This window comes from Chryseobacterium cupriresistens (assembly GCF_046614675.1).
Classification (GTDB): domain Bacteria; phylum Bacteroidota; class Bacteroidia; order Flavobacteriales; family Weeksellaceae; genus Chryseobacterium; species Chryseobacterium cupriresistens.
The window spans coordinates 1-24,862 of sequence record NZ_JBKKJT010000011.1 but is presented as its reverse complement, the minus strand read 5'-3'; the positions used below and the strand labels follow the sequence as shown (position 1 = coordinate 24,862).

Below are 24,862 nucleotides of genomic sequence, written 5' to 3'. Positions count from 1 at the left end.
ACTGGATTATTTATTAAGTGCTTTAAATTGATCGATGTTCTTAATGATAGCAGCATCAACTTCTTCATGAGTAAGAACATTCTTTTCTAATTCAACTTTAACTGCTTTACCTAAAGTAATTAAAGTTTCTCTGTTCTCTTTAGACTGAGACAAGTTGTTTTTCTTTAAGTGATAGTTCAACTCGTGATCTTCACCAAAGTTAACAGTTGCGTTGTCAGAAAGAACTTCACCTTTCACAGTTTCTTTTTTAGCAGCAGCTTTTTTAGCACCACCTTCAAAACCTGTAATACCAGTGATTACGATTTGAGTTAAAGATTGTCTGTGACCGTTTTTCACTTTGTAACCTTTTCTTCTTTTCTTTTTGAAAACGATTACTTTATCAGCTTTAACGTGGTCAAGGATCTCTGCTTCTACAGTGATTCCGTTTACAGCTGGGGCGCCTACAGTGATTGCACCGTTTACAGTAAGAAGAACTTTATCGAAAGAAACTTTTCCTCCTTTATCTCCTTTTAAACGGTTTACAAACAACTTCTGGTCTTGCTCAACTTTGTATTGAAGCCCTGCTATTTCTACAATTGCAAACATTGTTTATAAATTTTTAGTTATTTCGAGGTGCAAATATACATATAAATTTCTAAATAGCTTACAATCAAAGCAATGTTTTTTTAAATAAAACCTTATTCACTTTATTTTGATTAATTTTTTTTATTAATGTACTCACAATTAAGAGATAATTTCATAAATTCGTTTTACCAAATTGATATTATATATGAAAAGAAACTTTAATCTCTGCTTACTAGCAGGTGCCATTGCTGTAACTTCATTGACAGCATGTAGTGATGACCAAATGGACAACAATGTTCAACCTCAACAAGAAGCACTGAGTGCAAAAGTTGATCAGCCGGGAACTACTGAAAAAGGATGCTCCTATGTAGACAACAACTGGAGCACCAATTCAGTCTTACTGACCGGGCTTCAAAACTCCACAGACACTAATTTTATGAACGGCCAGATGACCAGAATTGCAAGCATGTGGGGAAGAAGCACCCCTACTCTGCGTTTTGTAAATGATCCGTCCAATTTCAATTCAACCTACAATGCTATTTCCTACTCAACAGGAAAGATCTATTATGGGTACGCTATTTATTATGATGCAAAATCAAAAGGCGGCGATATTGTAAACGCAATGATTCTTGCTCATGAATACGGACATCAGCTGCAGTATATTTTCAATCTTCCTTCTGTATCGGAGTCAACGTACAGACCAAACGAGCTTGAGGCAGATGGTTTTGCAGGATATTATCTGAGAAGACCTAACGGGTACAATAAAACCAGCTTCCCGGAAATTGCGGCAGCCTATGAGTTTGCTCAAAGTATCGGTGACTATCAGACAACAAATGTAAACCACCATGGAACACCAGCGCAGAGAAGATCAGCAGTTCGTTTAGGATTCCTTCTGGGCCAGTACGATCTTAATGCCTCCAATTTCGATTACAACTTCTTTTATTATTATCAGGGAGTTTTAAATGGTACTTATAAGATGGCTAAAAACACAGTAAATCCTGAAATTGATGCCTACATGAGTCAATATATAGATGAGCTGAGAAAAATTCAGACAGGAGAAATTTCTGCTGAAGAATTTAAACATCTTCAATAAACGAGAACATTCATTTTTAGCATATTTAAGAAAGGAGGCGGGCAGTATGTTCCGCCCCTTTTTTGTTTAAAAAATCTTTTATGTCTTAAACAATCAATTTGTTTGTATTTTTGAAAAAATTACAAAGAACTTCCAACCCACCTATAATGAACAGAGATCTCTATATTGATTTCGCCAAAGGACTGGCAACACTTTCCATCATATTTATCCATACCGCTTTCTGGTCTGGACAATTTTATATTCCCGCTGAAGTAAGAGTTTTCTCGCTTGTTTTTGACGTAGCTCTTTTTTATGCTTTGAGCGGAATCACTTCGGGAGCGAATATTGAAAAAACATTATATCGTCTTCTGAAACTCCAGATCACCTATATGATTTTTGTGACTTTCCTGTTCTTTTTAGATTACTTCTTTAAAGTGTTTGGCCTGAGTTTCTTTTCCATGGAATGGCTGCAGAACTTTTATTCAACATTTGGATCCAAATACTCCGCAACCAGTGTTTCAGCATACCCTCAATGGGAAAATCTCGGAAACTGGTATCTTCATCAGTACACCAATGCCGACACGTTTCCGGTAGTAATGGGAAGCTTCTGGTATTTAAAAGTCTATTATGTACTTACCGTTTTCGGTGTACTTATTTTAAGGTTCTTCCCGAAACATATCAATTGGTTCATCGGACTTTGTATTGCTATAACCTTGCTATTCAATATCTTCCCGGAATATTACCCAACAGGACAAGTGGGATATGTTGCTTTCTACCTTGCTGTTTTTTTAACAGGACACAAAATGCGTGGAAAAAAGATCTCCACCAAAGCAATTCCTGTACTATATGCACTTACAGGAATGGCTCTTATATGGATGTTCTGGTACTATGGAGGAGATATTTTCTACAAAATCAATAGAAATAAATTCCCGCCGAAAATCCCTTATATCATCTGGGCATTATTCTCTCTGGTAACCTTATTTGTTCTTTACAACCGGCTGAAGATCACAAAAGAAAACTTTATTACCTATATCGGGAAGAATGCTATTTTCTTCTATTTTGCACAGGGAATAAGCTCTTCGCTCGTTTATTTCCTGGTAGTTCCACTAAAAGAAAATATGCCATGGTGGCTTTTAATGCTCATTATTTATGGGATTAATATTATTTTAGCCTTCATTATTTCAGCAGGATTGAAAAAAGTAGATGAAACAGGCTGGAGACTTTTAGAATACTTCAGGAAAAACACAGCCATTAATAAATCATAATAATTATATCTTTTAAAGGTCAAAATTTTTAATGAAAGTTTTGGAGAGATCAATTTTTAGTCCAAGAGTAAAAACACTTTTTTCTCTTTCTCCCAATGATGTTTTACCCATAGAAATTCTTTGTTCTGAATAAATCTGGACAAAATTAAAGGGGTGATAAGAAACACCAACAATACAATCATTCCTTTTAAAACCCGGATCCAGATGATACTGCCCGGAAATTATTTCTGTATTTTTTATGTCCGGGACATATAAATTATATCCCGCAAGAATAGAAAACTTATCAAGTTTATATTTTCCAAAAAACTCCAGTCCTTTAGCATTGAATACCATAATTGATTGAGCTACCTCCATTCCAGGGTTCTGATAAAAACTCTGTGAAAAATCTCCGTTTTTATGCAGAACAAAAAGAACACTCCAATCCAAAATTTTCCCGGTGTACTTTGCTCCTAAAGAAAAATAAGTGGGTTGGCCGGTAATACCTATTGCCCCGCCATTCTGTATTAGACGGTCACTCAGAAAAGCCCTGTTATAAGCTGCTCCGGCAAAAAAACCATCTGTAATTTTATATTGAACAGAGCCACCAAATCCATCAATAAAATGATCATTATTTCCCCCTCTGGCCTGGATCTGCCCTCCGATATACAGATTTCCAAAGCGGTTACGGTAAATAAGGGCCTGATCCGCACGTCCTGTTCCGGTTTCTCCACCATCAGTACCTCCGACAAATGTAGCAGATGCTCTTGCCCCAAAAACATTAAACCGGTCAGTGTAAGAAGTGATGTCCCGATAAACACCCCATTGCTTCCCAATGGTAAGGATTCCATATTTCCCCAGATCAATTCCCAAATAACCAAGCCTATTACCGAAAACCTGTCTAGATTGTGAGGATTCTATCGAAACAAATCCACTGGAAAGGCTTCCATCCACATTAAATGAGGTACTTCCACGAAACATATTTAACTGCACTTCTCCGCCTGCAATAAAACCCAATGTTCCTTTTTTGATATTCAGCTCCATTCCGATTCTTGATGCATTTTCCTGAAGTTCCATTTTATGGTCATACACTGCCATATGACCGCGAAGACTCGCATAGGGTCTTAGAGATATTTCAACTGAATCTTTTACATTTTGACCATAGACAGGTAGTCCTTTCACCGTAAAAAGTAATGAAAATAGCATGGGCAAATAGTATTGTCTAATCATTGTGATTGAGTCATTAGTTTTTTTATTACCGTAAAATAACAGGATATCATTAATTCATATTTGCAATGCTACAAAAAAGACAGTTCTGATTGTACAAAATTCAATAGAAAATAAAATCTGTCACATCAGAAGCATTAAATATGTCCAATTTGTTTAAATTTACAAAAAATTTACAACATGTTTAAGTTGAAACTACCTACCGACCCAAGGTGGGCAAATATTGCAGAAGGAAACATTGGAGAAATTTTAACGGATCATGCCTGGTGTGAGCAAAAAGCAGCAACCAATGCAATAGGCCTGATCACGATGCTTCCGGAATATCCTGAGATTGTAACAGAACTTCTTGCCATTGCACAGGAAGAACTGGATCATTTCAATCAGGTACATGAAATCATCAAAAAAAGAGGCTTTACTTTTGGAAGAGCAAGAAAAGATGATTACGTGAATGAGCTGGCAAAATTTATCATTCAGGGAAGCAGAGAAGACCTCATCGTAGACAAAATGCTGTTTGCCGCAATGATTGAAGCCAGAAGCTGCGAGAGATTCAAAGTTCTTACCGAAAATATCAAAGACGAAGAGCTTAAAGTTTTTTACAAAGAACTGATGATTTCCGAAGCCAATCATTACACTACTTTTATCGGCTTTGCAAGACAACTGGGAAATCCTGAAAAAGTAAACAAACGTTGGGAAGAATGGCTGGAATATGAGGCCAGCATTATTAAATCCTACGGAAATAAAGAAACGATTCACGGTTAAAATAAAATAGTAAAGAATACACCTTGAAGAAGCCAAGCTTTGAAAATATTGCCAATCTGTTCCTGAAGAATTTTTTTCAGGGGTTGGTTATCATTGGGCCTATCGGGCTTACTATTTTTGTGATCTGGTATATTGTAAGTGCGATTGACAACCTTGTGCCTTCTCTTGCCAAGCAGATTCCGGGGCTTGTATTTGTATCTATCATCCTGTTTACGGCTATTCTGGGGTATTTAGGAAATAAATTCGTAGTCGGAAGATTCTTTTTCGACACGATGGACAGCTTGCTGGAGAAAACTCCGGGAGTAAAACACATCTATACTCCTACGAAAGACGTCATGTCTTCATTTGTAGGCGACAAGAAAAAATTCAACGATCCCGTATGGGTAAAAACCAATGAAAATCCGGAAATCTGGAGAATTGGCTTTTTAACTCAAAAAGAAATGTCGGACGTTGATAAGCATAATTACGTTGCGGTATATCTTCCCCACTCGTATGCCATCTCGGGCTGGGTAATTGTTACTGAAGAAAAAAACATCAAACCTGTAGTAGGAATGACAGCAGCTTCTGCCATGAAATTTGCTGTGAGCGGCGGTGTAGCCGGATTCCATTCTGATGAAAATATATTTAAGGCTCCGGAATAATCCCTTTTCCGACTTATCTATACATTGATGAATTTTGAAAAATTATTTTCAAGCACATTTTCTTTACAAACAATTTAAAACATAATTTAACTCATGAATTTACCGTACGCGGAACCTTTCCGCATTAAAATGGTGGAAGAAATCTATCAATCCACCAGAGAAGAAAGAGAGCAATGGCTTAAAGAAGCTAATTATAACCTTTTCAACCTAAGATCTTCACATGTTTATATTGACCTGCTTACCGATTCAGGAACGGGGGCTATGTCTGATAAACAATGGGCTGCTTTAATGACCGGAGATGAAAGCTATGCCGGATCACGTTCTTTTGAACAATTACAAAAAACTGTTGAAAGAATAACAGGATTCAAATATTTATTACCAACCCACCAGGGAAGAGCTGCTGAAAACGTCCTTTTCTCAGTATTGGTAAAAGAAGGTGATGTAGTTCCTGGGAACTCGCATTTTGATACGACAAAAGGTCATATCGAATTCAGAAAGGCACATGCAATTGACTGTACGATAGACGAAGCTTTTGATATTAATGATCTTCATCCTTTCAAAGGAAATATTAACCTTGAAAAACTGGAAGAAGTTTATAAAAGCCATCCTAAAGAAAACATCCCTTTCTGTTTAATTACCATTACCTGTAATTCTTCAGGAGGACAGCCTGTTTCTTTGGAAAACATGAAGGCAGTAAAAGCCCTTTCCGACCAATATGGAATTCCTGTATTTTTTGATTCAGCGAGATTTGCTGAAAATGCTTACTTCATCAAACAAAGAGAAGCAGGACAGGAAAACAGAAGCATTAAAGATATCTGTAAGGAAATTTTCTCTTACGGAGACGGAATGACTATGAGTTCTAAAAAAGATGGTTTAGTAAACATCGGAGGATTTATAGCTTTGAGTAACGAAGAAGTTTTCAGAAAAGCATCCAATTTCACCATCATTTACGAAGGTTTTATTACTTATGGAGGAATGGCGGGAAGAGATATGGCAGCATTAGCTGTAGGTCTGGATGAAGCTACTGAGTTTGCTTATCTTGAAAGCAGAATCTCTCAGGTTGAATATCTGGGTAATAAATTAATTGAATACGGAATTCCTGTTCAAAAGCCTATCGGAGGACATGCTGTATTCATCGATTCTTTAAACTTTCTTCCAAATGTATCCCGTGAAGAATATCCGGCTCAGACATTAGGGCTGGAAATTTATAAGGAGGCAGGGATCAGAACTGTAGAAATCGGAACATTATTGGCAGACAGAGATCCTGCTACTAGAGAAAACCGTTATCCGAAGTTAGAGCTGGTACGACTGGCTATTCCAAGAAGAACCTACACCAACAACCACATGGATTATATTGCTGCTGCTATCAGAAACGTATATGAAAGACGTGATGAAATAGCAAAAGGATACAGGATTACGTGGGAACCGGAAATCTTAAGACACTTTACTGTTCAGCTTGAAAAAGCTTAATCATAAAACCGGAATTTCTTCCGGTTTTTTTATGCACCAAAACTAAGCGTTTTTAAGCAAAAAACAATCTTAATTTCACATTACCACTTAAATAAATTAAGGCTATTTAAATATTGAAAAAAAAATCTTTTTTATAAATAAATATAAACCAAACATATACTTTTATTATCCGGCTTATCTTACTCTTTTTATCTTATTTTTCAGGAAATCAAAATTAAATTAAGCCGTTTTTTGAAATAGTGAATGTTTTTAATTTAATTTTGTATTGATCTAAAGGATTAAAAAAATACTTAAAAAACCAACCTGAAAAATACTTTATTCCGAAAAATGAAGAAAATTGCTGTCGTGGGCGCCGGTATTTCCGGCTTAAGCATGGCGAATTACTTAGAAAAATACAATATTGATTATCATATTTACGAAAGGAGAAAAAAGAAAGATCTGGCAGGTCACGGCTTTCTCATTCCGAAAGAAGGAATGGATTATCTTTATCAGATCATTGATCCTGATCTTCTTCTCCAACATGGAAATTTTCTGAAAAAATACATCCAATATTCACACACCGGAAAAATTCTCGCAGAAAAAGAACTGAACAATGTTTTCGCCATTTCAAGGCATGCATTAATCAGTTTACTGACACAAAACCTTACTCCAGGCAAGATAACTTATGAAGAAACTATTATTCCTGATGAGCTGCAGAATGGAAAACTGAAACTTTCTGACGGAACTGAGATTGACGCTGATATTGCAGTGATCTCTGATGGCTCCAGAAGCCGGATCAGAAGAAATCTTTTTCAAGATGAAATCATGAGAATAGTAAGAGAAAGTGAAGTCGTCAATATCATTCAGAATAAAGAAATTGCGGATGTTATTGATAATGACTTTATGAAGTTTCACCACGAGGAAGGTGGACTGACTTTCGGTATTCTCAAGCTTTCTGAAGATACCATCCTTTGGTATTCACAGTTTGATAATCAAAAATATATGATCAGTGAATGTTCCGCAGAAAACTTAAAGAAATATATGCTTGACATTTTCGAAAACTGGCATCCTTTAGTCCCGGAAATTATACAGAAATCACATTATAAAAATGTACATTTATGGAATGTATATGAACTGGAAGAGTTAAACCCTTTTTACAAAGATAATTTCGTATTCATCGGGGATGCAGCGCACCCACTTATTCCATTTACCAGCCAGGGAGTTACCTCAGCTCTGAAAGATGCCTTTGTATTAACGAAATACTTAGTTGAAGAAGAAAACATGCAGAAAGTCTTCCATAAATATGAGGCAGGCAGAAAGTCCGAAATAGAGATTCACATTCATAATGGAAGAACATTGCTTAAGCAGTTTTTACTCCCGCTCCATCAACAGACTGAAAATATTTTACCTATATCCTATAAATAAATATGTTTACCAATAACGATATCAACTTTGAAGCCCTGAAAAGAAAAGCCTACAACGGAAGATGGGCTACCCTGGAAGACGGGATCATTCCTCTTACGGCAGCCGATCCCGATTTCAGAACAGCTCCTGAAATAGAACAGGGAATTATTGAATACCTGAAAGACGGATATCTAAGCTATGGGCCATTTTCCGGACTTCCTGAGTTTAAGAAAAGCGTTGCAGATCATTTTAATACAGAAAAGCATGGTAATTTCTCCCCAGAAAATGTTTTGGCAGTGAATAGTGCTGCTCAGGGAATGTTTCTCATCGCATCCTATGTTCTTAACCCCGGAGACGAAGCCATTATTCTGGATCCTGTTGATTTCCTTTTCAAAAAATCAGTGGAAACAGCAGGCGGAAAAGTAATGCTTTGCCCAGTAGATACAACAACAGGAGAAATTGATTTTGAAAGCCTGGTTTCTTTAATTAATTCCAAAACCAAACTTATCAGCCTATGCAATCCGCACAATCCGCTTGGAAAAGTGTATTCTAAAGAAGTTTTAATACAAGTGGCGGAAATTGCATCGGCTCATGATCTTTGGGTAATGAGTGATGAAATCTGGAGTGATATTATTTATGATGATAAAGACTTCCATACCTATTCTTCCGTTTCAGAGAAGGCAAAGAGAAAGAGCTTTACCGTTTACGGATTTTCAAAATCATTCGGAATAGCAGGATTAAGAATAGGCGCTGTCTTATGTAATGATCAGGATATTCTTGAAGACTTCACAGAAAAATCCAATTTCAATTCCACAATAGAAGGTGTTTCTACTTTATCGCAGATTGCAGCAAGCGTAGCTCTGGAGAAAGCGAAACCCTGGTATAAAGAGTTTCTGACGCACTTGCAAAGCAACAGAGATCTTGCGTTCAGACTATTAAGCCGTTCAAAAATTGTAACCCCTAATCTGCCCGAGGCTACGTTTGTATTGTTTCCAAAGATTGAAAACGGAATGTCAAGTGATGAGTTCGCCCAGCATGTTCTGCAGCAGGGAAAAGTAGCCATTGTTCCGGGATCAGAAAGGTGGTTCGGCAAAGGAGCCGAAGGACATATAAGAATTTGCTTTTCTACATCCACGGAAATTTTGGAAGAAGGAATTAACAGAATCATTACCAGCTTTTAACGTTAAAATTTTTAATTAAATTTGGGTAATTAATTATTATTTTTTCGAATTTATCACAAATCAATGCTAAATTAATATATTCATACTAAATATTTAAATTTAATATGGATATAAAAATAAATATTGATAATTTTGATTAAATCATCACTCAAATTATCAATATGAAGATAAAATACATCAGCATCATTTTACTTGGAGTGTCTACCCTCTCTTATGCCCAGCAGATAAAAGACACGTTGAAAGAATCCAAGATCGACGAAGTAGCCATTACAGGAAGCCGTAACAAAAAGAGAACGGTGATTAATACGCCTGTTCCTATTGACATCATCGACATTAAGCAGGTAAGCCAGTCTACAGGGCAGATAGAAGTCAATCAGCTTTTGCAATTTTCTGCGCCCTCTTTCAACTCCAACAAGCAATCAGGATCTGATGGTGCTGATGCTGTAGATCCAGCAACTTTAAGAGGTCTTGGTCCCGATCAGACCTTACTTTTATTGAATGGAAAAAGATATCACCAGTCTTCACTGATCAACCTTTTTGGAACCAAAGGAAGAGGAAACACCGGATATGACATGAACACCATTCCGATCGGTGCTATAAAAAGAGTGGAAGTTCTTCGTGACGGAGCTTCCGCCCAATACGGTTCTGATGCTATTGCAGGAGTTATCAACGTTATTTTGAATGACAGAGACAAAGGTTTTGAAGGAAATGCTTTTTATGGCATGAACCTTTTTAAAAGCCCCGGAAACAATGATGTTGTTTCTGATCACAAAGTAGACGGAACGACCTTTGATTTCAGTGGAAATTTAGGGACCAAAATAGGCTCAAAAGGCGGTTTTGGAAACTTTACAGTAGAGTTTGTTAATAAAGATTACGCCATACGAAACGCAAATCCGGATATTTACACAGCTCCAAGACAGCGTTTCGGAGATGCCAAGGCTCAAAATATTTACTTTTTCGGAAATATTGAACTTCCTTTGTCTGATGGTCTGAAATTCTATTCCCGCCAGGGTTTTTCACATAGAAATACTAAGGCTTATGCATGGACCAGAACCCCTGATGCAGACGGTAATATCCCTGAAGTTTACCCTACAGGATTTAATCCGATTGAAAACACCAGCATTACGGATTTCACATTTGACAATGGAATAAGGTTCAAAGTTGCTGACTGGGATGTAGATTTTTATAATGCTTTTGGCAACAACAGATTCACTTATCAGATCGATAATACAATTAATGCCACTTTAGGAGTCAAATCTCCAACAAGCTTTAATGCAGGAGGACATTCTCTGCTGCAGAATACAACAGGATTTAATGCCGTGAAACAATTTAAGGTACTGGAAGGACTGAATATTGCTTTCGGATCAGAATTCAGATATGAAAAATTTGATATCATTAAAGGAGAAGAGGCCTCCTATACCATGTATGATAAAAACGGAAATCCTGTTACACCAGACACCCCTGAGAGTTTACTGGTTACCAACCCTTTAAATGACAATAGCGTAAGGCCAGGCGGTTCGCAGGGATTCCCGGGGTATTCTACAGATATTGGTAAAAGCAGAAATAACTTTGCTGCCTACATAGATACTGAACTGGATGTGACTAAAAACTGGATGATAAGCGTTGCCGGAAGGTTTGAAAATTATAATGATTTCGGAAGTACACTGAATGGTAAGTTTGCTACACGATATGCATTTACTCCTCAGTTTGCTTTCCGCGGATCTGTTTCTACGGGGTTCAGGGCTCCTTCTTTGGCTCAAAAATACTACAGCCAGCAGTTTACTAACTTTCAGGAAGGTGAATTGGTGACTATTCAGCTGGCGTCTAATGACAGCAAACTGGCAAGCAGTCTCGGAATTCCTCAATTGAAACAGGAAACATCGGTGAACGGGAGTGCAGGATTCACTTTTAACACAGGAAAATTCACGGCGACAGTGGATGGATATTATATTGAGGTAAAAAACAGAATTGTTCTTACCGGATATTTTACACAGGCAGACCTGCCGGCAGAGGTTCAGGCAGAAAATCCGTTTATTGATCAGGTACAGTTCTTTTCTAACGCAATTGATACGCGCACGAAAGGAGTTGATCTTATCTTAAGCTATAATGAAAATATAGGATCCGGAAAGCTGACGGCTACTTTAGCAGGGAACTATAATGACATGGAAATCACCAAAGTAAACACTTCGGAAAAGCTGGCAGGAAAAGAAGACATTTACCTGAGCGAAAGAGAAAAGGCTTTTATTCTTGCTTCTGCTCCGAAAACAAAAGTGAATTTAAACCTCAATTATAAGATCAGTAAATTCAATGCAAACCTTCAGCTGGTAAGATTTGATAAGGTCACGCTCATTGGTTATGACGGTACAGAACAGGTTTATAATCCAAAAGTAACAACAGACCTTTCTTTTGGTTATGAATTTAGTAAGAATCTCAATGTAACCCTGGGCAGTAAAAATCTGTTCAACAGATATCCTACCCTGCAAACCACTCAGGTAAGTGATGGAAACACAGAAGGTGGAGGTATTTTTGATCCTGTTCAGATGGGATTTTCCGGAAGACAGGTTTTTGCCAGACTAAATTTTAAGTTTTAAGAGAATAAAAAGAAACTGTATCAAAATGTCATTCTGAACACAGACTGAAGGTCTGCGAACGTAGTTCAACAATGTAGTGAAGAATCTTATGTTATTGATTTATAAATGAGATTCTTCCTTCGTCAGAATGACAAAGGTGAAATTATTAACCTTTGATACAGTTTTTTTCCTATTTTTTTGAAATTTTATAAAGTTTACCGCTATCTGTTACGGCATACAGATTTCCATCCATTCCATTTAATACATCCCGGAAACGCTCTTTCTGATCTGCAAGAAGACGTTCTTCTCCTACTACTTTATTGTCTTTCATGACAATTCTGTCAATATGCTCACCGCTTAAACATCCGATAAACAGATTTCCTTTCCATTCGTCTATATTTCCTGTATAAAAAGTTATTCCACTTGGTGAGATCACAGGATCCCAATAATAGACCGGCTGTTCTGTTCCTTCTTTTTGAGTGATACCCTGTCCTACTTTATCTCCGGAATATTCAATTCCATAGGTTACATCTCCCCAACCGTAATTTTTTCCGGGTTGGATCAGATTGATTTCATCACCACCTCTTGGCCCCATTTCAACATCCCAGAGATTGCCATTGGGATCGATAGCCATTCCTTGCGGGTTTCGGACTCCATAAGCATAGATTTCCGGTTTATATCCTGATTTTCCGATAAAAGGATTTCCCGGAGCCGGTTGCCCATCCTTTGTAATTTTTAAAATTTTCCCAAGATAATTATCTGTTTTCTGGGCATATACACGGGTAACTTTATCTGATCTTTCTCCTGTGCTGACAAATAAGTTTCCATCTTTATCAAAAGCAAGACGGCTTCCATAATGTTTATCTCCATCATAAGAAGGTTCTGCACGGAAAATAACTTTTACCTCTGAAATACTTTTAAGATCTGCCGAAAGCTTGCCTTTCGCAACAGATGTTAAGTTTCCTTTTCCAAATGGTTCCGAGAAGCTGAAAAAAATAATACTATTGGTTTTAAAATCAGGATCAAGAGCGACATCCAGCATTCCGCCCTGCCCTTTTGAATCTACTTTTGGAAAGCCTTCTATTTTGGAGACCTGCTTTCCATCTGGTGAAACAATATTCATGTACCCTTTCTTATCGGTGACTAGGAATTTTCCGTCAGGTAAATTGATAATGCCCCAGGGCCTTCCCAAATCTTTATTTAGTATTTCAATATTATAGGCTGTTGTCGACTTTACAGCCTTAATTCTTGTCTGTCCTTTAAATGCCGGCCTGTAATCAGAATTAGGGTTTTCTGTTTCTACACTTCCGTCATTTCCTGTCTTTTGAGCATTCGCATGATTCTCTTTGCACGAAGATAAAAAAAGAAAAAGGCTTACTACAGGAATGTAAAATGAATTGATTTTCATATTATTATGATTAGGTGTAATACAACGAATGGAAAAATAATGCCAATAACCATTTAGGAGAAAATGAAATTCTGAACCGGGAACTTTTAAAAACAGTCACTGAAATCAGTAATGAAACAGTATGGATACCTGCAGTGAAAGATGGAAAAGCCATTGCTTCAGTATTGAAAGTTTCCGCAACGATGACTTTTAACCGACCCTAACAATAAAGCGCTACTTTTAGCGCTTTCAATTTTTCTTAATCAGACAACTTCAAAAAATCAAAAATTAAGGTTTGATAAGTTAAAATTTTATTATCAAAATATTCACCTTCAAAACATTATACAGCCTAATAATTTCTTTCGTATTTTTGTTGTATACATTCTTTTCTATGGATTTTAAGCTTCACTCAGAATATAAACCTACCGGAGACCAGCCTCAGGCAATTGAAAAACTTACTGAAGGAATAGAGATCGGTGAAAAATATCAAACGCTTCTGGGGGTAACAGGTTCCGGAAAAACCTTTACTGTTGCGAATGTTATACAAAAAGTACAACGTCCAACTCTGGTACTGGCACACAATAAAACGCTTGCTGCACAGCTCTTCATGGAGTTTAAAGAATTTTTTCCCGAAAACGCAGTGGAATACTTTGTCAGCTACTATGATTACTACCAGCCCGAGGCCTATATTGCTACCACAGGAACTTATATTGAAAAAGACCTGAGCATCAATGAAGAGGTAGAAAAACTACGTCTTTCTGCAACTGCCAGCCTTCTTTCGGGAAGGAGAGACGTTTTGATTGTAGCTTCTGTTTCATGTATTTATGGTATCGGAAACCCTACGGAATTTCATAAATCTTTGATTTCTATCGCCATTGGTGAGAAAGTGACAAGAACTGCACTTCTCCATTCGCTAGTTAATGCACTGTATGCCAGAACACTGAATGAATTCCAGAGAGGAACATTTCGTGTAAAAGGGGACGTCATTGATGTTTTCCCTGCATATACTGATAATGCAATCAGAATTCAGTTTTTTGGAGATGAAATTGAAAAGATTCAAAGTTTCGATCCTGTTACTGGAAATGTAGAGGATAATTTTGATCAGATCCAGATTTATCCTGCCAATCTTTTTGTAACATCGAAGGAGACCTTAAATGGCGCCATTAAAGAGATTCAGGATGACATGGTAAAACAGGTTGATTTCTTTAGCTCTGTCGGGAAGCCTTTAGAAGCAAAACGCCTTCAGGAAAGAACAGAACTGGATCTTGAAATGATTAAAGAACTGGGCTATTGCTCAGGAATTGAGAACTATTCAAGGTATCTGGATGGCCGTCTTCCGGGAACGAGACCTTTCTGCCTTATTGATTATTTCCCTAAAGATTTTTTAATGGTTATTGACGAGAGTCACGTAACCGTTCCACAGGTTCATGCCATGTACGGAGGAGACCGAAGCAGAAAAGAAGCATTGGTGGAATACGGTTTCAGACTTCCGGCAGCAATGGACAACAGACCTTTAAAGTTTGAAGAATTTGAAGCTATTCAGAATCAGGTTATTTATGTTTCTGCTACACCTGCAGATTATGAACTGGAAAAAACGGGAGGCACTTATATAGAACAGATTATCCGTCCTACAGGGCTTTTAGATCCGATTATCGAAGTAAGACCTTCACTGAACCAGATTGATGATCTGATGGAAGAAATCCAGAAAAGAGCCGATGCGGATGAAAGAGTACTGGTGACTACTTTAACCAAGAAAATGGCGGAAGAACTTACCAAGTACTTCACCAAATTCGGAATCAGAACGAGATATATTCACTCAGATGTAGAGACCCTGGAGCGTATTCAGATTATGCAGGATCTTCGTTTAGGGCTTTTTGATGTATTGATTGGGGTTAACTTATTAAGAGAAGGTCTGGATTTACCTGAAGTTTCTCTGGTTGCCATTCTGGATGCTGATAAAGAAGGAATGCTGAGAAGCAGAAGATCAATGATCCAGACCGTAGGGCGTGCCGCAAGAAACGTGAACGGAAAAGCAATCATGTATGCAGACAAAATCACAAAATCTATGCAGGCTACCCTGGATGAAACCGAATACCGCCGTGCCAAGCAAATGCAGTACAATGAAGAGCACGGTCTGAAGCCAAAAGCATTAAATAAAAAGATATCCGAAAATCTCGTAGGAAGAAGCAAAGACTTCCCTGATGAAAAATATACACAAAAAGAAATCCTTCAGAAAGTTGCCGAAACAAAGGCAACCTACGCTACCGAAGATATCGAGAAAATGATTGCCCAGAAACAAAAAGAAATGGAAGCGGCAGCAAAAAATCTCGACTTTATTAAAGCTGCCAAGCTGAGAGATGAAATTTCAGCATTGAAAGCGTAAAAGGATTAATGATAAAATAATTTCGGCGGCATCTTCGATGCCCCCGAAACTATATACTAAAATGGGTATTTTTTAATTTTTTTATAATCCATTCCTTACTGCTGCCCTGATAGGAGTCAAAAGATCCATCAGCCCGTTTAACTTGATCTCGTAAACCGTTGAAAGCTGCATTCCCAATTTTCCTTTTGGCATTCCGTTTTTATTAAACCACTCCAGATAGCTGATGGGAAGGTCCACCAGAACCGTTCCTTCATATTTACCGAAAGGCATTTTCATTACACAGATTTCTTTTAATATTTCGGGATTAAGTCCTTCCACTTTTATATAATTAAATTAATTGTTCTTTAATATCATCCTGAGCGGGCAGTTCAAGATCCGGAGGAGTATCTTCATCCGAAAATTCGTTCCTGTATACCTGCACCAGAAGAAGTGTCAATGAGATAAGAATAGGTCCGAAAATCAGTCCCATAAACCCAAACAGATTCATTCCCATAATGATTCCGAATACGGTATTCAATGGGTGAATATTTTCCAGTTTCTTTAAAAGGGTAAAACGTAGAAGATTATCAGTAAGTCCTACCACCACAAGGCAGTAGATTGCTAAACCAATTCCTTGTCCGGTATTACCTTCCGCAATCATAAAAATGCACACCGGAACGTAGATAATAGCCGTTCCTACTACAGGAATTACAGAAGCGGCAGCCGTTAATGCAAAAAGCAATGCTGCTCCCGGTGCTCCAAAAATCAGATAACCGATGAGAGCAACAATCCCCTGCCCTACTGCTACAACCGGAATTCCGATAGCATTTGCCATGATTAATTTTCTCATTTTATCGCCAATCAGAGAGATATTTGCTCTCTTCAGCGGAGCGGAAGAAGTCAGAATCTTTTCAAAAAGCCTCGGTTTTTCCAACATAAAATAAAGAATAAAATACATGGACATCACAACTGTAAGCGTATTGAATGTCCCACTGACTGCAGAAGTAGAAAATTTTCCTACATTATCTTTCAGTTTTGCCATATTTTCTTTGCTTAGAATATCAAACCCTGTTTTTGAGAAAATATAAGCATGTATTTTATCCAGGAAAACATTGAACTTGGCCATATAAGCCTGTGCATTTCCCAGTTTATCAATAATCAGATCGGCAATAAAATAGATCGGAAGAATAAGAACAATAAGACTTGCAAACATCAATGCAAAAGCAGCCAGTGACGGTTTCCATTTCTTTTCTTCCTGCAGATAAAAATTATACTTTCTGCAGACTACATAAATGGTAATCGCTCCCAGAACCGAGGGAATAAACAATGCCAGATTAAAGCAGATCAATCCGGTCAATACCAGAATGATGGCCAGTAACGACATCTGCTTTATCGCAACACTGCTTATTTGTTTGTCCTTATTCATCATGTATTTTATATTTTATTTACTGTACATAATCTGTCTTGGTTTTCCTAAGAAAGCGCAATAGGTAGAGTACATTACAATCATAATAAAAGGAGCTGTCAGGATAATCCCTATTCCACAAAGAATAATTCCCGCAACAGAAATCAGACCTCCTAAAAATCCGGTTAATAAGAAAGTTCCATAATTTTCTTTAGCAATATTGAACGACTTTGACAAAGCCTCTGTAGCTGAAGCATTTTCAAATAACAGAATCGGATATCCTATTAAAAGGAAAGGATATACAAAAATGATAGGCAGAACACATAATGCCAGCGCAATGGAAGAAATTATCCACGCAAGAAGACTATAAATCAAAATGTTTACAAAATTCTGGCGGTATCCGATAAAAAGATCAGAAAATTCAATCGGACTTTTGGTATTGTATTTATTGACCATATAGATCAATCCTACATACAAGGGAGATAATAAAAGTCCAAAAAGGCTGGACGCTCCCATATATAAAGGAAGTCCCGGAGCACTCCAGTAATTAAAATCTCCTCCTGATTTCATTTCTTCCACCATAGAAGCAGAGTCAAACCCGGTAAGCATTTGAATAACAGAACCTCCGATAAGGTAGATGATCATAGCTACAATTCCGTAACCGAAAACGCCTTTGTACATTTCAAAAGCATGAGAAATAATTGATCCCGTTTCTCTGCTGGGTACAGAGCCCTGCTGATCAAATTCGTTAAATTCAGACATAGTTTAAATATTTAATGATTTTACCAAATTTACTTTTTTTTAGTAAAAAATCCCATTAAACACGAATGAATTTTAACTTTTCTCTGAAAAAACGGTTTTATACAATGAGTAAATCATGGCATTCCAAAAAGGAAAAGTAAATAATCCTCCAATAAAAAATAGGGCAAAGCCCAAATACTTAAATAAAAAGGCAACGATTACACATACCGTTATTTCCAGAAAATACATTCTGAGTGCTTTAAAATTCAAGGAAATGGATTCAAAGATTCTTTTATTGGTAAAAAACATCAACGGAGCAACAAATACAGTTGCTATCACCCAAACGATTCCAAGAATAATAGTCTGGGCAGCATTGATATAAATGAAAAACCAGAAAATATAATATCCTATGTACTTAAAAAAGTTAAGTCCATTATATCCCACCAGTAAATCTCCCAGCTCCAGCTTTTCTTTAAGATCAATTTTTCTGTAGATCTGATAAAACCCGATATTGAGAGGATAAAGAAAAATCATAGTCCCCACAATCATCAGAGAAAAATTCTGAAATTCCGGAGTAGAAACCATTTTAGTATATTGTGCGGCATAGGCCTGCATGCCATCCTTCAGATACTTGCTAGTTTCCATGTACTGGCTCAAAATATTATATTTGAGATCTGCGGCGAAAAATACCGTGAGGAAAATTCCAAAGTAAAAAATGGAAAACATCAACTGAAAAACGAGTGTTTTATTCCAATAAAAAAATGCCTGCTTCAATATAAAATCTATTCCCGGTTTCTGAGGATATTTGTTCTGCATCGTAAAAAAAATTTATGCAAAAGTAAACATCAATAAGTACTTTTGCAGAATGTTTTCAGTGAATCATCAAAAATTTATGGAAATGGACGAGCTTTCTCTTCAGAAGGTTCCCTATTTTTTCATCATCGACTTTCTCTCGGAGAATGTTGAAATCTATCAGGAAAATGAAATTGAAAAACAGGGTTTAATTGTTGATTTTCAGGAATTTTCAACCTCAAAGGAAACCCATGCACTGAATAAAAAAGTGGTTTGGAAATCCTTTCCTGAAACATTGGAGAGCTTTCAGGCCGGCTTTGATAAAGTTCAGAAAAATATTCTTTTGGGAAACTCTTACTTAGTAAACTACACTAGAAAAACACGTATTGAGACTAATTTAACCCTGGAAGAAATTTTTTATCATTCAAATGCGAAATACAAAGTTTTTTATAAAGATTTTTTTGTATTTTTTTCTCCGGAAACTTTTGTAAAGATCATTGACGGAAAAATTTTCACCTATCCCATGAAAGGAACCATTGATGCATCTATTGAAAATGCAGCAGAAATTCTTAAGAATGATAAAAAGGAGAAGGCAGAGCATTACACGGTTGTAGATCTCCTCCGGAACGATCTAAGCATGGTAGCTGACGATGTAAAGGTGGATCAGTTCCAACAGATTGATTTTATCAAAACCCGGCAGAAGGATCTGTATGCAATGAGTTCCGAAATTTCAGGGATGATAAAACCTGAATATGAGGGAAAAGTAGGAAGTATTATGAAGAAACTGCTTCCTGCAGGCTCTATTTTAGGAGCTCCCAAACCTAAAACACTGGAAATTATTCTGGATGCGGAAGGGTATGACAGAGGATATTACACGGGAATCTGTGGCTGGTTTGACGGCCAAAATGTAGACAGCTGTGTAATGATACGCTTTATTGAAAAAGAAGGAGATCAATTGTATTTCAAAAGCGGAGGCGGTATAACGCACATGAGTAAATTAGAAGACGAATATCAGGAAATGAAAAATAAAATCTATGTCCCAATTCATTGAAAGCATTAAAGTAGAAGATCAGGAGGTTTTTCTATTGGATCTACATCAGAAACGTGTCAACCAGACGTTTTCCCATTTCGGGAAAGAAGACTCTATTGATCTGGCCAAGATCTATAAAAATCTGCAGCATGATGAAGATGGTCTTTTCAAGCTGAGAATTGCTTATGACCTTGATAAAAAGATCAGAACACAGATGATTCCTTATGCGATTCCTGAAATACAGGACTTTCAGCTGGTAGAAAACAACAGCTTTGATTATTCATTCAAATTTGAAGACCGCAAAGAACTCGATAAAATGAAGATGAAAGCAAAAGCAGAAGAAATTATCATCGTCAAAAATAATCATATCACTGACACCTCCTTTTCCAACCTTTTATTTCTAAAGGGAAAAGACTGGTTCACTCCTTCTACTTACCTGTTGAACGGTGTGCAGAGACAACATCTTTTAAAGCATAAAAAGATCAAAGAAACGGAGATCACTTTACAGAATATAAAGCAATTCACCCATTTCCAGATCATTAATGCGTTGAATGATTTTGATGATATGTTTATCTATCCTATCGACAGAATTATCAATCTGCCGGGGAATGAAGAATATCTTGATCTTTAAATTTATTTCATAAACTCAAAATACGATTTCAGTACATCTGCACTATTCTTCCCGTGAGTATTTACTTCCAGGATTTTTGGCTGCGCATCAGGTTTGAAGAAATTCTCAAGAACCCTATCCAGCGTAAGTTCATCCTCTACTCTGATATAGGAGAATCCAAAATGCTTCGCCAGAGATTCTGCATTTTTACGGTGTTTTGTAGCAATAAATTCGTCCAGAGTATTCGGATTGGCATTTCCAGGTCCGGGAATGATTTTAAAGATATTTCCTTCACCGTTATTGAAAATCATAATTCTTACAAATGGCGGAATATACTGATTCCAAAGGCCATTGATGTCATAGAAGAAACTCAGGTCACCTGTAATCAATAAGGTTGGATTTTCATTTTTAATGGCAAATCCCATTGCCGTAGAAGTAGATCCGTCAATACCGCTTGTTCCTCTGTTACAGTACATTTTTCTCTTCCCAAAATCAAACAGCTGTGCATATCTGATCCCCGAGGAGTTACTGAAATGAATATTATAATTCTCAGGAATTGTTTGTGACGCTTTATTAAAGAAATAAAAATCTGAGAAATCAATTGTATTTAAAAACTGTTCGTGTTTAGCATCTTTTTTATCCCTTAAGACGTCCCAAAGGTTATAATAAGGCCTTGGTTCCAGATTGATAAATTTCAACAGTTTTGAGAAGAAAACCTCAGGTTTCACCTCTATCTTTTCTGTGAGTGAGAAATAAGTATCAGGCTGCCACACTTCATCCAGATGCCAGTGTTGTTTTGGACGGGCACTTCTGAGGAATTGTTTCACTTTTTTGGAAACCACATTCTGCCCAACTGTAATCAACAGGTCAGGAGCATATGTTTTATAATCTTCTTCTGTAAAGTTGAAAATATAACGGTCTATATGTTTGAAAAACTTCTCATGGTGCAAATTTGAATTGGCTTCACTCAGGACTACAACAGAATGGTTTTTCACCAACTGGGTCAGCTGGCTTTCCAGTTCCGGACTGTGATCTCTTGTTCCCACCAACAGCATAATTCTTTGTGAAGTATGCCATTCTGCAATCAGATTGGACGGAATTTCATACTCTTTATGCTTAATTGTCTTTTCTACCGTAGGAAAAGTAGGAAGCTCTGAAACCAGCTCATACAAAGGTTCTTCCAGAGGAATATTAATGTGTACCGGACCTTGCTTCTCAAAGCAAAGTTCAATAGCTTTTTTAATGATATCGAAATTAATATCTTCTGCATTCTCCTTACTGTCTTCCAAAAGCTGGAAGTCACCATAGGAATGCTGATGAAAAACATCCTTCTGTCTGATCGTTTGCCCATCGAATATATCAACAAAATCTGTCGGCCTGTCTGCAGTAAGTACCAAAAGGGGCACATTCTGATAAAATGCTTCCGTAACCGCAGGATAATAATTAACTACCGCAGATCCGCTGGTACACGTAACAGCTACAGGTTTTTTCTCACTTTTCGCCATTCCCATTGCCACGAAAGCAGCACTTCTTTCGTCTACAATACTGTAACAATTGAAACTATCTACCTCTGAAAAATGGATGGCCAAAGGAGCATTTCTCGACCCCGGAGAAATTACGATATCTGCAATTCCGTACTGCTGAAGAAGATGTGCAAGTATTTGGATACTTCTCTTAGAAGAATATTTTTTCATACAGCAAATTTAACTTATAAATAATGATTTTAAAATCATTTAAATTAAAAAAAATGTAATTTTGCTGTTCGTAAATTTCTAAAAATGGATAAAATACCTAGTGTAGACCTGCGTGATTTCCTTTCGGGCAACCCGGAACGCAAACAGAAATTTGTAAATGAAATCGGAAAAGCTTATGAAGAAATTGGTTTTGTAGCCTTAAAAGGCCACTTTCTTGATGACAACCTAGTGGATGATTTGTATGGAGAGGTGAAAAACTTTTTTGAACAACCAGTGGAAACGAAACAAAAGTATGAGATTCCAGGAATTGGTGGCCAGAGAGGTTATGTAGGATTCGGTAAAGAAACTGCAAAAGGTTTCAAAAAAGGAGACTTAAAAGAATTTTGGCACTTTGGACAATATTTGTCTGATGATTCAAAATACAGAACTGAGTATCCGGACAACGTAATCGTTGAAGAACTTCCAAGATTCAACGAAGTTGGTAAAGAAGCATTCCAGATGCTTGAGAAAACAGGACAGTATGTGTTAAGAGCTTTAGCATTACACCTTGGCTTAGATGAATTTTATTTTGATGACAAGATCGCAGAAGGAAATTCTATTTTAAGACCGATTCACTATCCGCCAATCACTGAAGAACCGGATGATGCGGTAAGAGCAGCTGCTCACGGAGACATCAACCTTATCACTCTTTTAATGGGAGCACAAGGAAAAGGTCTTCAGGTTCAAAATCACAACGGAGAATGGATTGATGCCATTGCCGAACCAGATGAACTGATGATCAATGTTGGTGACATGCTTTCAAGACATACCAACAACAAATTGAAATCTACCATCCACAGAGTGGTAAACCCACCAAGAGAAATGTGGAGTACTTCAAGATATTCAATTCCTTTCTTTATGCATCCTATCAGTGCCATGTCTTTAAATGCACTTGAAAATTGTGTAGATGAAAACAATCCGAAGTTATACGAAGATACTACTGCCGGAGAATTCCTGCATGAAAGATTGATCGAACTGGGATTGATTAAAAAATAAAAGAAACGGCTGTCTCTATAGAGGCAGCCGTTATTATTTACATATTCATTTTACTTATTTTTATCCCGTTATACAATAAAATTCGGGGCAAGGAGTGGGTTGTGTAAAAGTTCCCCATGGACAGATACAGGTATAAGTATCGCCGCCACCTCCAGGATTTTGTCCTCCTCCGGGATCCCCAACATAAGGGACACATTTTCCATTTGAACAGATTTCTCTGGCAGAACATCCTCCTTCTCCCGGTCCGCCTCCTTCAAAACAATACGCCGGGAAATTTTCTCCCGCAACAATACATTTTCTGTCTTCTCTTGAAAGTTTTTTAAAATTTTTCATAGTTATTGGTTTTTGGTATTCCTACTCTATAAGCTTTTCGGGTAACGCTAGCTTACAATTACTATTTATTATATTAATAATTAGTCAATTAAAAACTAAAAAAGTCTTAAACCGTAAAAGAATATAGAAAGCTATATTAAATTTAATTTTTAAATATACCACACATTGTATAATTAAAAATATTTTAATTATTTTTACTTTAACAACAAATTTTTAATTAAAACTATATGAAAAACCTAAAAAAACTACAAAAGAACCAATTAAAGAACATTTCAGGTGGAGCTAATCTTCCGGAAACAGATTTCTGTATGTATTACTGCAACGTAACCATTGTTTGTGCAACCTGCAGCGCTGACTTCAAATGCCCGGACACGAACAGTGATATGTAAGATAAAAAATCAAAATGTCATCAATAAGAACCGTTTCTGCAGAGAAGCGGTTTTTTATTTCTTTTGGATTAAAATAAAGCAGATTTCAGCTACTCAAAAAAAATTACCCGAATGATCCATTCTTTGTTTTTGATAATTGATTTATCAGCCTAAAAATAGGGTCTGATATCATTCTTTAAATAGTACAGCATACACATCAACTTCTTTTTTCAATTATGTTATCACTATTCCATTGCACACATAAACATTCTCTTCCAATTGATCTATTGATTCCGATGACGTCTTTCTTTTTCATTTGCTCTGCTTCTTTCCACTGTGTCATTCCGCAGGAATCCAGCCTCCTTTATTAGAGTCTTTATGATTTAAAGGTTAAAACTGGTTATCTGATAACACTTTGTTGAGACTCCTGCGCAGTGACAATGGATGGGATAAACGTTAGTAATGAAAGCAAACAAGATATCAGCTGTAAGAATGAATAATTTTAGGCTGAACCGAGGTAATGATCTTCAACAGTGTCTTAAACATTCCTTCCAATTGATCTGATGGTTCCAATGGCGTCCTGCTCTTTCATTTGTACCGCTTCTTTCTACTGTGTCATTCCGCAGGAATCCAGCCTACTTTATTAGAGTCTTTATGATTCCTTTAATTCAGACGATTTAATACTGTAAATTATTTGATGATACTTTGTTGAGACTCCTGAGTGACCATTGGAGTGTGTACTGTCAGCATAAGTAATCAATGATGGATGATAGATGATGAATGATAAGTGATGAATGATGAATAATCGATGTATTACTCATTACTCATACATTGAGCTGGGTATAAAACAAAAAAATCCTTTATCATAACGATAAAGGATTTTTTAAAAATAAAATAAAAACTGGCGGCGGCCTACTCTCCCGCGTTAGCAGTACCATCGGCGCTGGTGGGCTTAACTTCTGTGTTCGGAATGGGAACAGGTGAGCCCCACCGCTAA

The 24,862-nt window shown here is 36.9% G+C and carries 22 protein-coding genes and 1 rRNA gene; 13 read left to right on the top strand and 10 right to left on the bottom strand.

What is annotated here, in order from left to right; genetic code table 11:
* Positions 1 to 6 precede the first annotated feature (6 nt).
* The gene (gene rplU, locus ACLI50_RS20590; protein ID WP_110011737.1) at positions 7 to 585 is read right to left on the bottom strand and encodes a 50S ribosomal protein L21; all 579 of its coding nucleotides are present in this window, start codon (positions 583 to 585) and stop codon (positions 7 to 9) included.
* A 184-nt stretch (positions 586 to 769) separates the two neighbouring features.
* Here rplU and ACLI50_RS20585 point away from each other — a divergent pair, with 184 nt between their 5' ends.
* Both ACLI50_RS20585 and ACLI50_RS20580 read left to right on the top strand, forming a co-directional pair.
* Positions 770 to 1,657 carry a neutral zinc metallopeptidase gene (locus ACLI50_RS20585; RefSeq protein WP_137905702.1) on the top strand — a complete coding sequence of 296 codons (888 nt, stop codon included), beginning with the start codon at positions 770 to 772 and terminating at the stop codon, positions 1,655 to 1,657.
* A 146-nt stretch (positions 1,658 to 1,803) separates the two neighbouring features.
* Complete coding sequence (locus ACLI50_RS20580) at positions 1,804 to 2,901, top strand: acyltransferase family protein (protein ID WP_411414538.1); 1,098 nt, start codon at positions 1,804 to 1,806, stop codon at positions 2,899 to 2,901.
* A 12-nt stretch (positions 2,902 to 2,913) separates the two neighbouring features.
* Here the strand turns inward: ACLI50_RS20580 and ACLI50_RS20575 are convergent, their stop codons facing one another.
* Complete coding sequence (locus ACLI50_RS20575) at positions 2,914 to 4,083, bottom strand: porin (protein ID WP_202840940.1); 1,170 nt, start codon at positions 4,081 to 4,083, stop codon at positions 2,914 to 2,916.
* A gap of 201 nt (positions 4,084 to 4,284) precedes the next feature.
* Between ACLI50_RS20575 and ACLI50_RS20570 the strand changes: the two genes are divergently transcribed.
* The 6 genes from ACLI50_RS20570 to ACLI50_RS20545 all read left to right on the top strand — a co-directional run bounded on the left by ACLI50_RS20570 (position 4,285) and on the right by ACLI50_RS20545 (position 12,129).
* Entirely contained in the window at positions 4,285 to 4,863 is a 579-nt protein-coding gene (locus ACLI50_RS20570; RefSeq protein WP_110011741.1) for a MiaE family protein, read from the top strand.
* 23 nt (positions 4,864 to 4,886) lie between these two features.
* The gene (locus ACLI50_RS20565) at positions 4,887 to 5,504 is read left to right on the top strand and encodes a DUF502 domain-containing protein (RefSeq protein ID WP_047377240.1); all 618 of its coding nucleotides are present in this window, start codon (positions 4,887 to 4,889) and stop codon (positions 5,502 to 5,504) included.
* A 93-nt stretch (positions 5,505 to 5,597) separates the two neighbouring features.
* Positions 5,598 to 6,974, top strand: coding sequence for a tryptophanase TnaA (gene tnaA, locus ACLI50_RS20560; protein ID WP_411414537.1), 1,377 nt, complete (start codon positions 5,598 to 5,600; stop codon positions 6,972 to 6,974).
* A 327-nt stretch (positions 6,975 to 7,301) separates the two neighbouring features.
* On the top strand, positions 7,302 to 8,378 hold the full coding sequence (locus tag ACLI50_RS20555) for an FAD-dependent monooxygenase (protein ID WP_411414536.1): 1,077 nt from the start codon (positions 7,302 to 7,304) through the stop codon (positions 8,376 to 8,378).
* A 2-nt stretch (positions 8,379 to 8,380) separates the two neighbouring features.
* Positions 8,381 to 9,538 (top strand): pyridoxal phosphate-dependent aminotransferase, encoded by a 1,158-nt coding sequence (locus ACLI50_RS20550; protein WP_411414535.1) that lies wholly within the window; start codon positions 8,381 to 8,383, stop codon positions 9,536 to 9,538.
* A gap of 161 nt (positions 9,539 to 9,699) precedes the next feature.
* Positions 9,700 to 12,129 (top strand): TonB-dependent receptor plug domain-containing protein, encoded by a 2,430-nt coding sequence (locus ACLI50_RS20545; protein ID WP_202840947.1) that lies wholly within the window; start codon positions 9,700 to 9,702, stop codon positions 12,127 to 12,129.
* 169 nt (positions 12,130 to 12,298) lie between these two features.
* On the opposite strand, the gene ACLI50_RS20540 is transcribed toward ACLI50_RS20545, so the two are convergent.
* Positions 12,299 to 13,516 carry a PQQ-dependent sugar dehydrogenase gene (locus ACLI50_RS20540; RefSeq protein WP_202840949.1) on the bottom strand — a complete coding sequence of 406 codons (1,218 nt, stop codon included), beginning with the start codon at positions 13,514 to 13,516 and terminating at the stop codon, positions 12,299 to 12,301.
* Between the two features lie 370 nt (positions 13,517 to 13,886).
* Here ACLI50_RS20540 and uvrB point away from each other — a divergent pair, with 370 nt between their 5' ends.
* Entirely contained in the window at positions 13,887 to 15,878 is a 1,992-nt protein-coding gene (gene uvrB, locus ACLI50_RS20535) for an excinuclease ABC subunit UvrB (protein WP_202840951.1), read from the top strand.
* A gap of 81 nt (positions 15,879 to 15,959) precedes the next feature.
* Here uvrB and ACLI50_RS20530 read toward each other — a convergent pair whose 3' ends face one another.
* The 4 genes from ACLI50_RS20530 to ACLI50_RS20515 form a co-directional block, all read right to left on the bottom strand.
* Positions 15,960 to 16,196, bottom strand: a complete 237-nt coding sequence (locus tag ACLI50_RS20530) for a DUF3820 family protein (protein ID WP_110011748.1) — start codon at positions 16,194 to 16,196, stop codon at positions 15,960 to 15,962.
* Positions 16,197 to 16,206: 10 nt separating this feature from the next.
* Complete coding sequence (locus ACLI50_RS20525) at positions 16,207 to 17,286, bottom strand: AI-2E family transporter (RefSeq protein ID WP_110011749.1); 1,080 nt, start codon at positions 17,284 to 17,286, stop codon at positions 16,207 to 16,209.
* Positions 17,287 to 17,298: 12 nt separating this feature from the next.
* On the bottom strand, positions 17,299 to 18,024 hold the full coding sequence (locus tag ACLI50_RS20520; protein ID WP_411414534.1) for a beta-carotene 15,15'-monooxygenase: 726 nt from the start codon (positions 18,022 to 18,024) through the stop codon (positions 17,299 to 17,301).
* 72 nt (positions 18,025 to 18,096) lie between these two features.
* Positions 18,097 to 18,819, bottom strand: a complete 723-nt coding sequence (locus ACLI50_RS20515) for a hypothetical protein (protein ID WP_202844402.1) — start codon at positions 18,817 to 18,819, stop codon at positions 18,097 to 18,099.
* Between the two features lie 49 nt (positions 18,820 to 18,868).
* Here ACLI50_RS20515 and ACLI50_RS20510 point away from each other — a divergent pair, with 49 nt between their 5' ends.
* A complete protein-coding gene (locus tag ACLI50_RS20510; protein WP_411414533.1) occupies positions 18,869 to 19,846 on the top strand; it encodes an aminodeoxychorismate synthase component I in 978 nt (325 codons plus the stop codon).
* Positions 19,830 to 20,456, top strand: a complete 627-nt coding sequence (locus ACLI50_RS20505) for an aminotransferase class IV (RefSeq protein ID WP_227944424.1) — start codon at positions 19,830 to 19,832, stop codon at positions 20,454 to 20,456. The genes ACLI50_RS20510 and ACLI50_RS20505 overlap by 17 nt, the downstream gene beginning before the upstream one ends.
* A gap of 2 nt (positions 20,457 to 20,458) precedes the next feature.
* On the opposite strand, the gene menD is transcribed toward ACLI50_RS20505, so the two are convergent.
* Complete coding sequence (gene menD, locus ACLI50_RS20500; protein ID WP_411414532.1) at positions 20,459 to 22,129, bottom strand: 2-succinyl-5-enolpyruvyl-6-hydroxy-3-cyclohexene-1-carboxylic-acid synthase; 1,671 nt, start codon at positions 22,127 to 22,129, stop codon at positions 20,459 to 20,461.
* 84 nt (positions 22,130 to 22,213) lie between these two features.
* On the opposite strand from menD, the gene ACLI50_RS20495 reads away from it, so the two are divergent.
* Complete coding sequence (locus ACLI50_RS20495; protein ID WP_202840961.1) at positions 22,214 to 23,164, top strand: isopenicillin N synthase family dioxygenase; 951 nt, start codon at positions 22,214 to 22,216, stop codon at positions 23,162 to 23,164.
* A gap of 60 nt (positions 23,165 to 23,224) precedes the next feature.
* Here ACLI50_RS20495 and ACLI50_RS20490 read toward each other — a convergent pair whose 3' ends face one another.
* On the bottom strand, positions 23,225 to 23,497 hold the full coding sequence (locus ACLI50_RS20490; RefSeq protein ID WP_411414531.1) for a hypothetical protein: 273 nt from the start codon (positions 23,495 to 23,497) through the stop codon (positions 23,225 to 23,227).
* Between the two features lie 227 nt (positions 23,498 to 23,724).
* Here ACLI50_RS20490 and ACLI50_RS20485 point away from each other — a divergent pair, with 227 nt between their 5' ends.
* Positions 23,725 to 23,886: a bacteriocin-like protein gene (locus ACLI50_RS20485; protein WP_411414530.1), complete on the top strand. Its 162-nt coding sequence runs from the start codon at positions 23,725 to 23,727 to the stop codon at positions 23,884 to 23,886.
* Between the two features lie 878 nt (positions 23,887 to 24,764).
* Here the strand turns inward: ACLI50_RS20485 and rrf are convergent.
* Positions 24,765 to 24,862: ribosomal RNA gene (rrf, locus tag ACLI50_RS20480) — 5S ribosomal RNA — on the bottom strand; the annotation flags it as partial.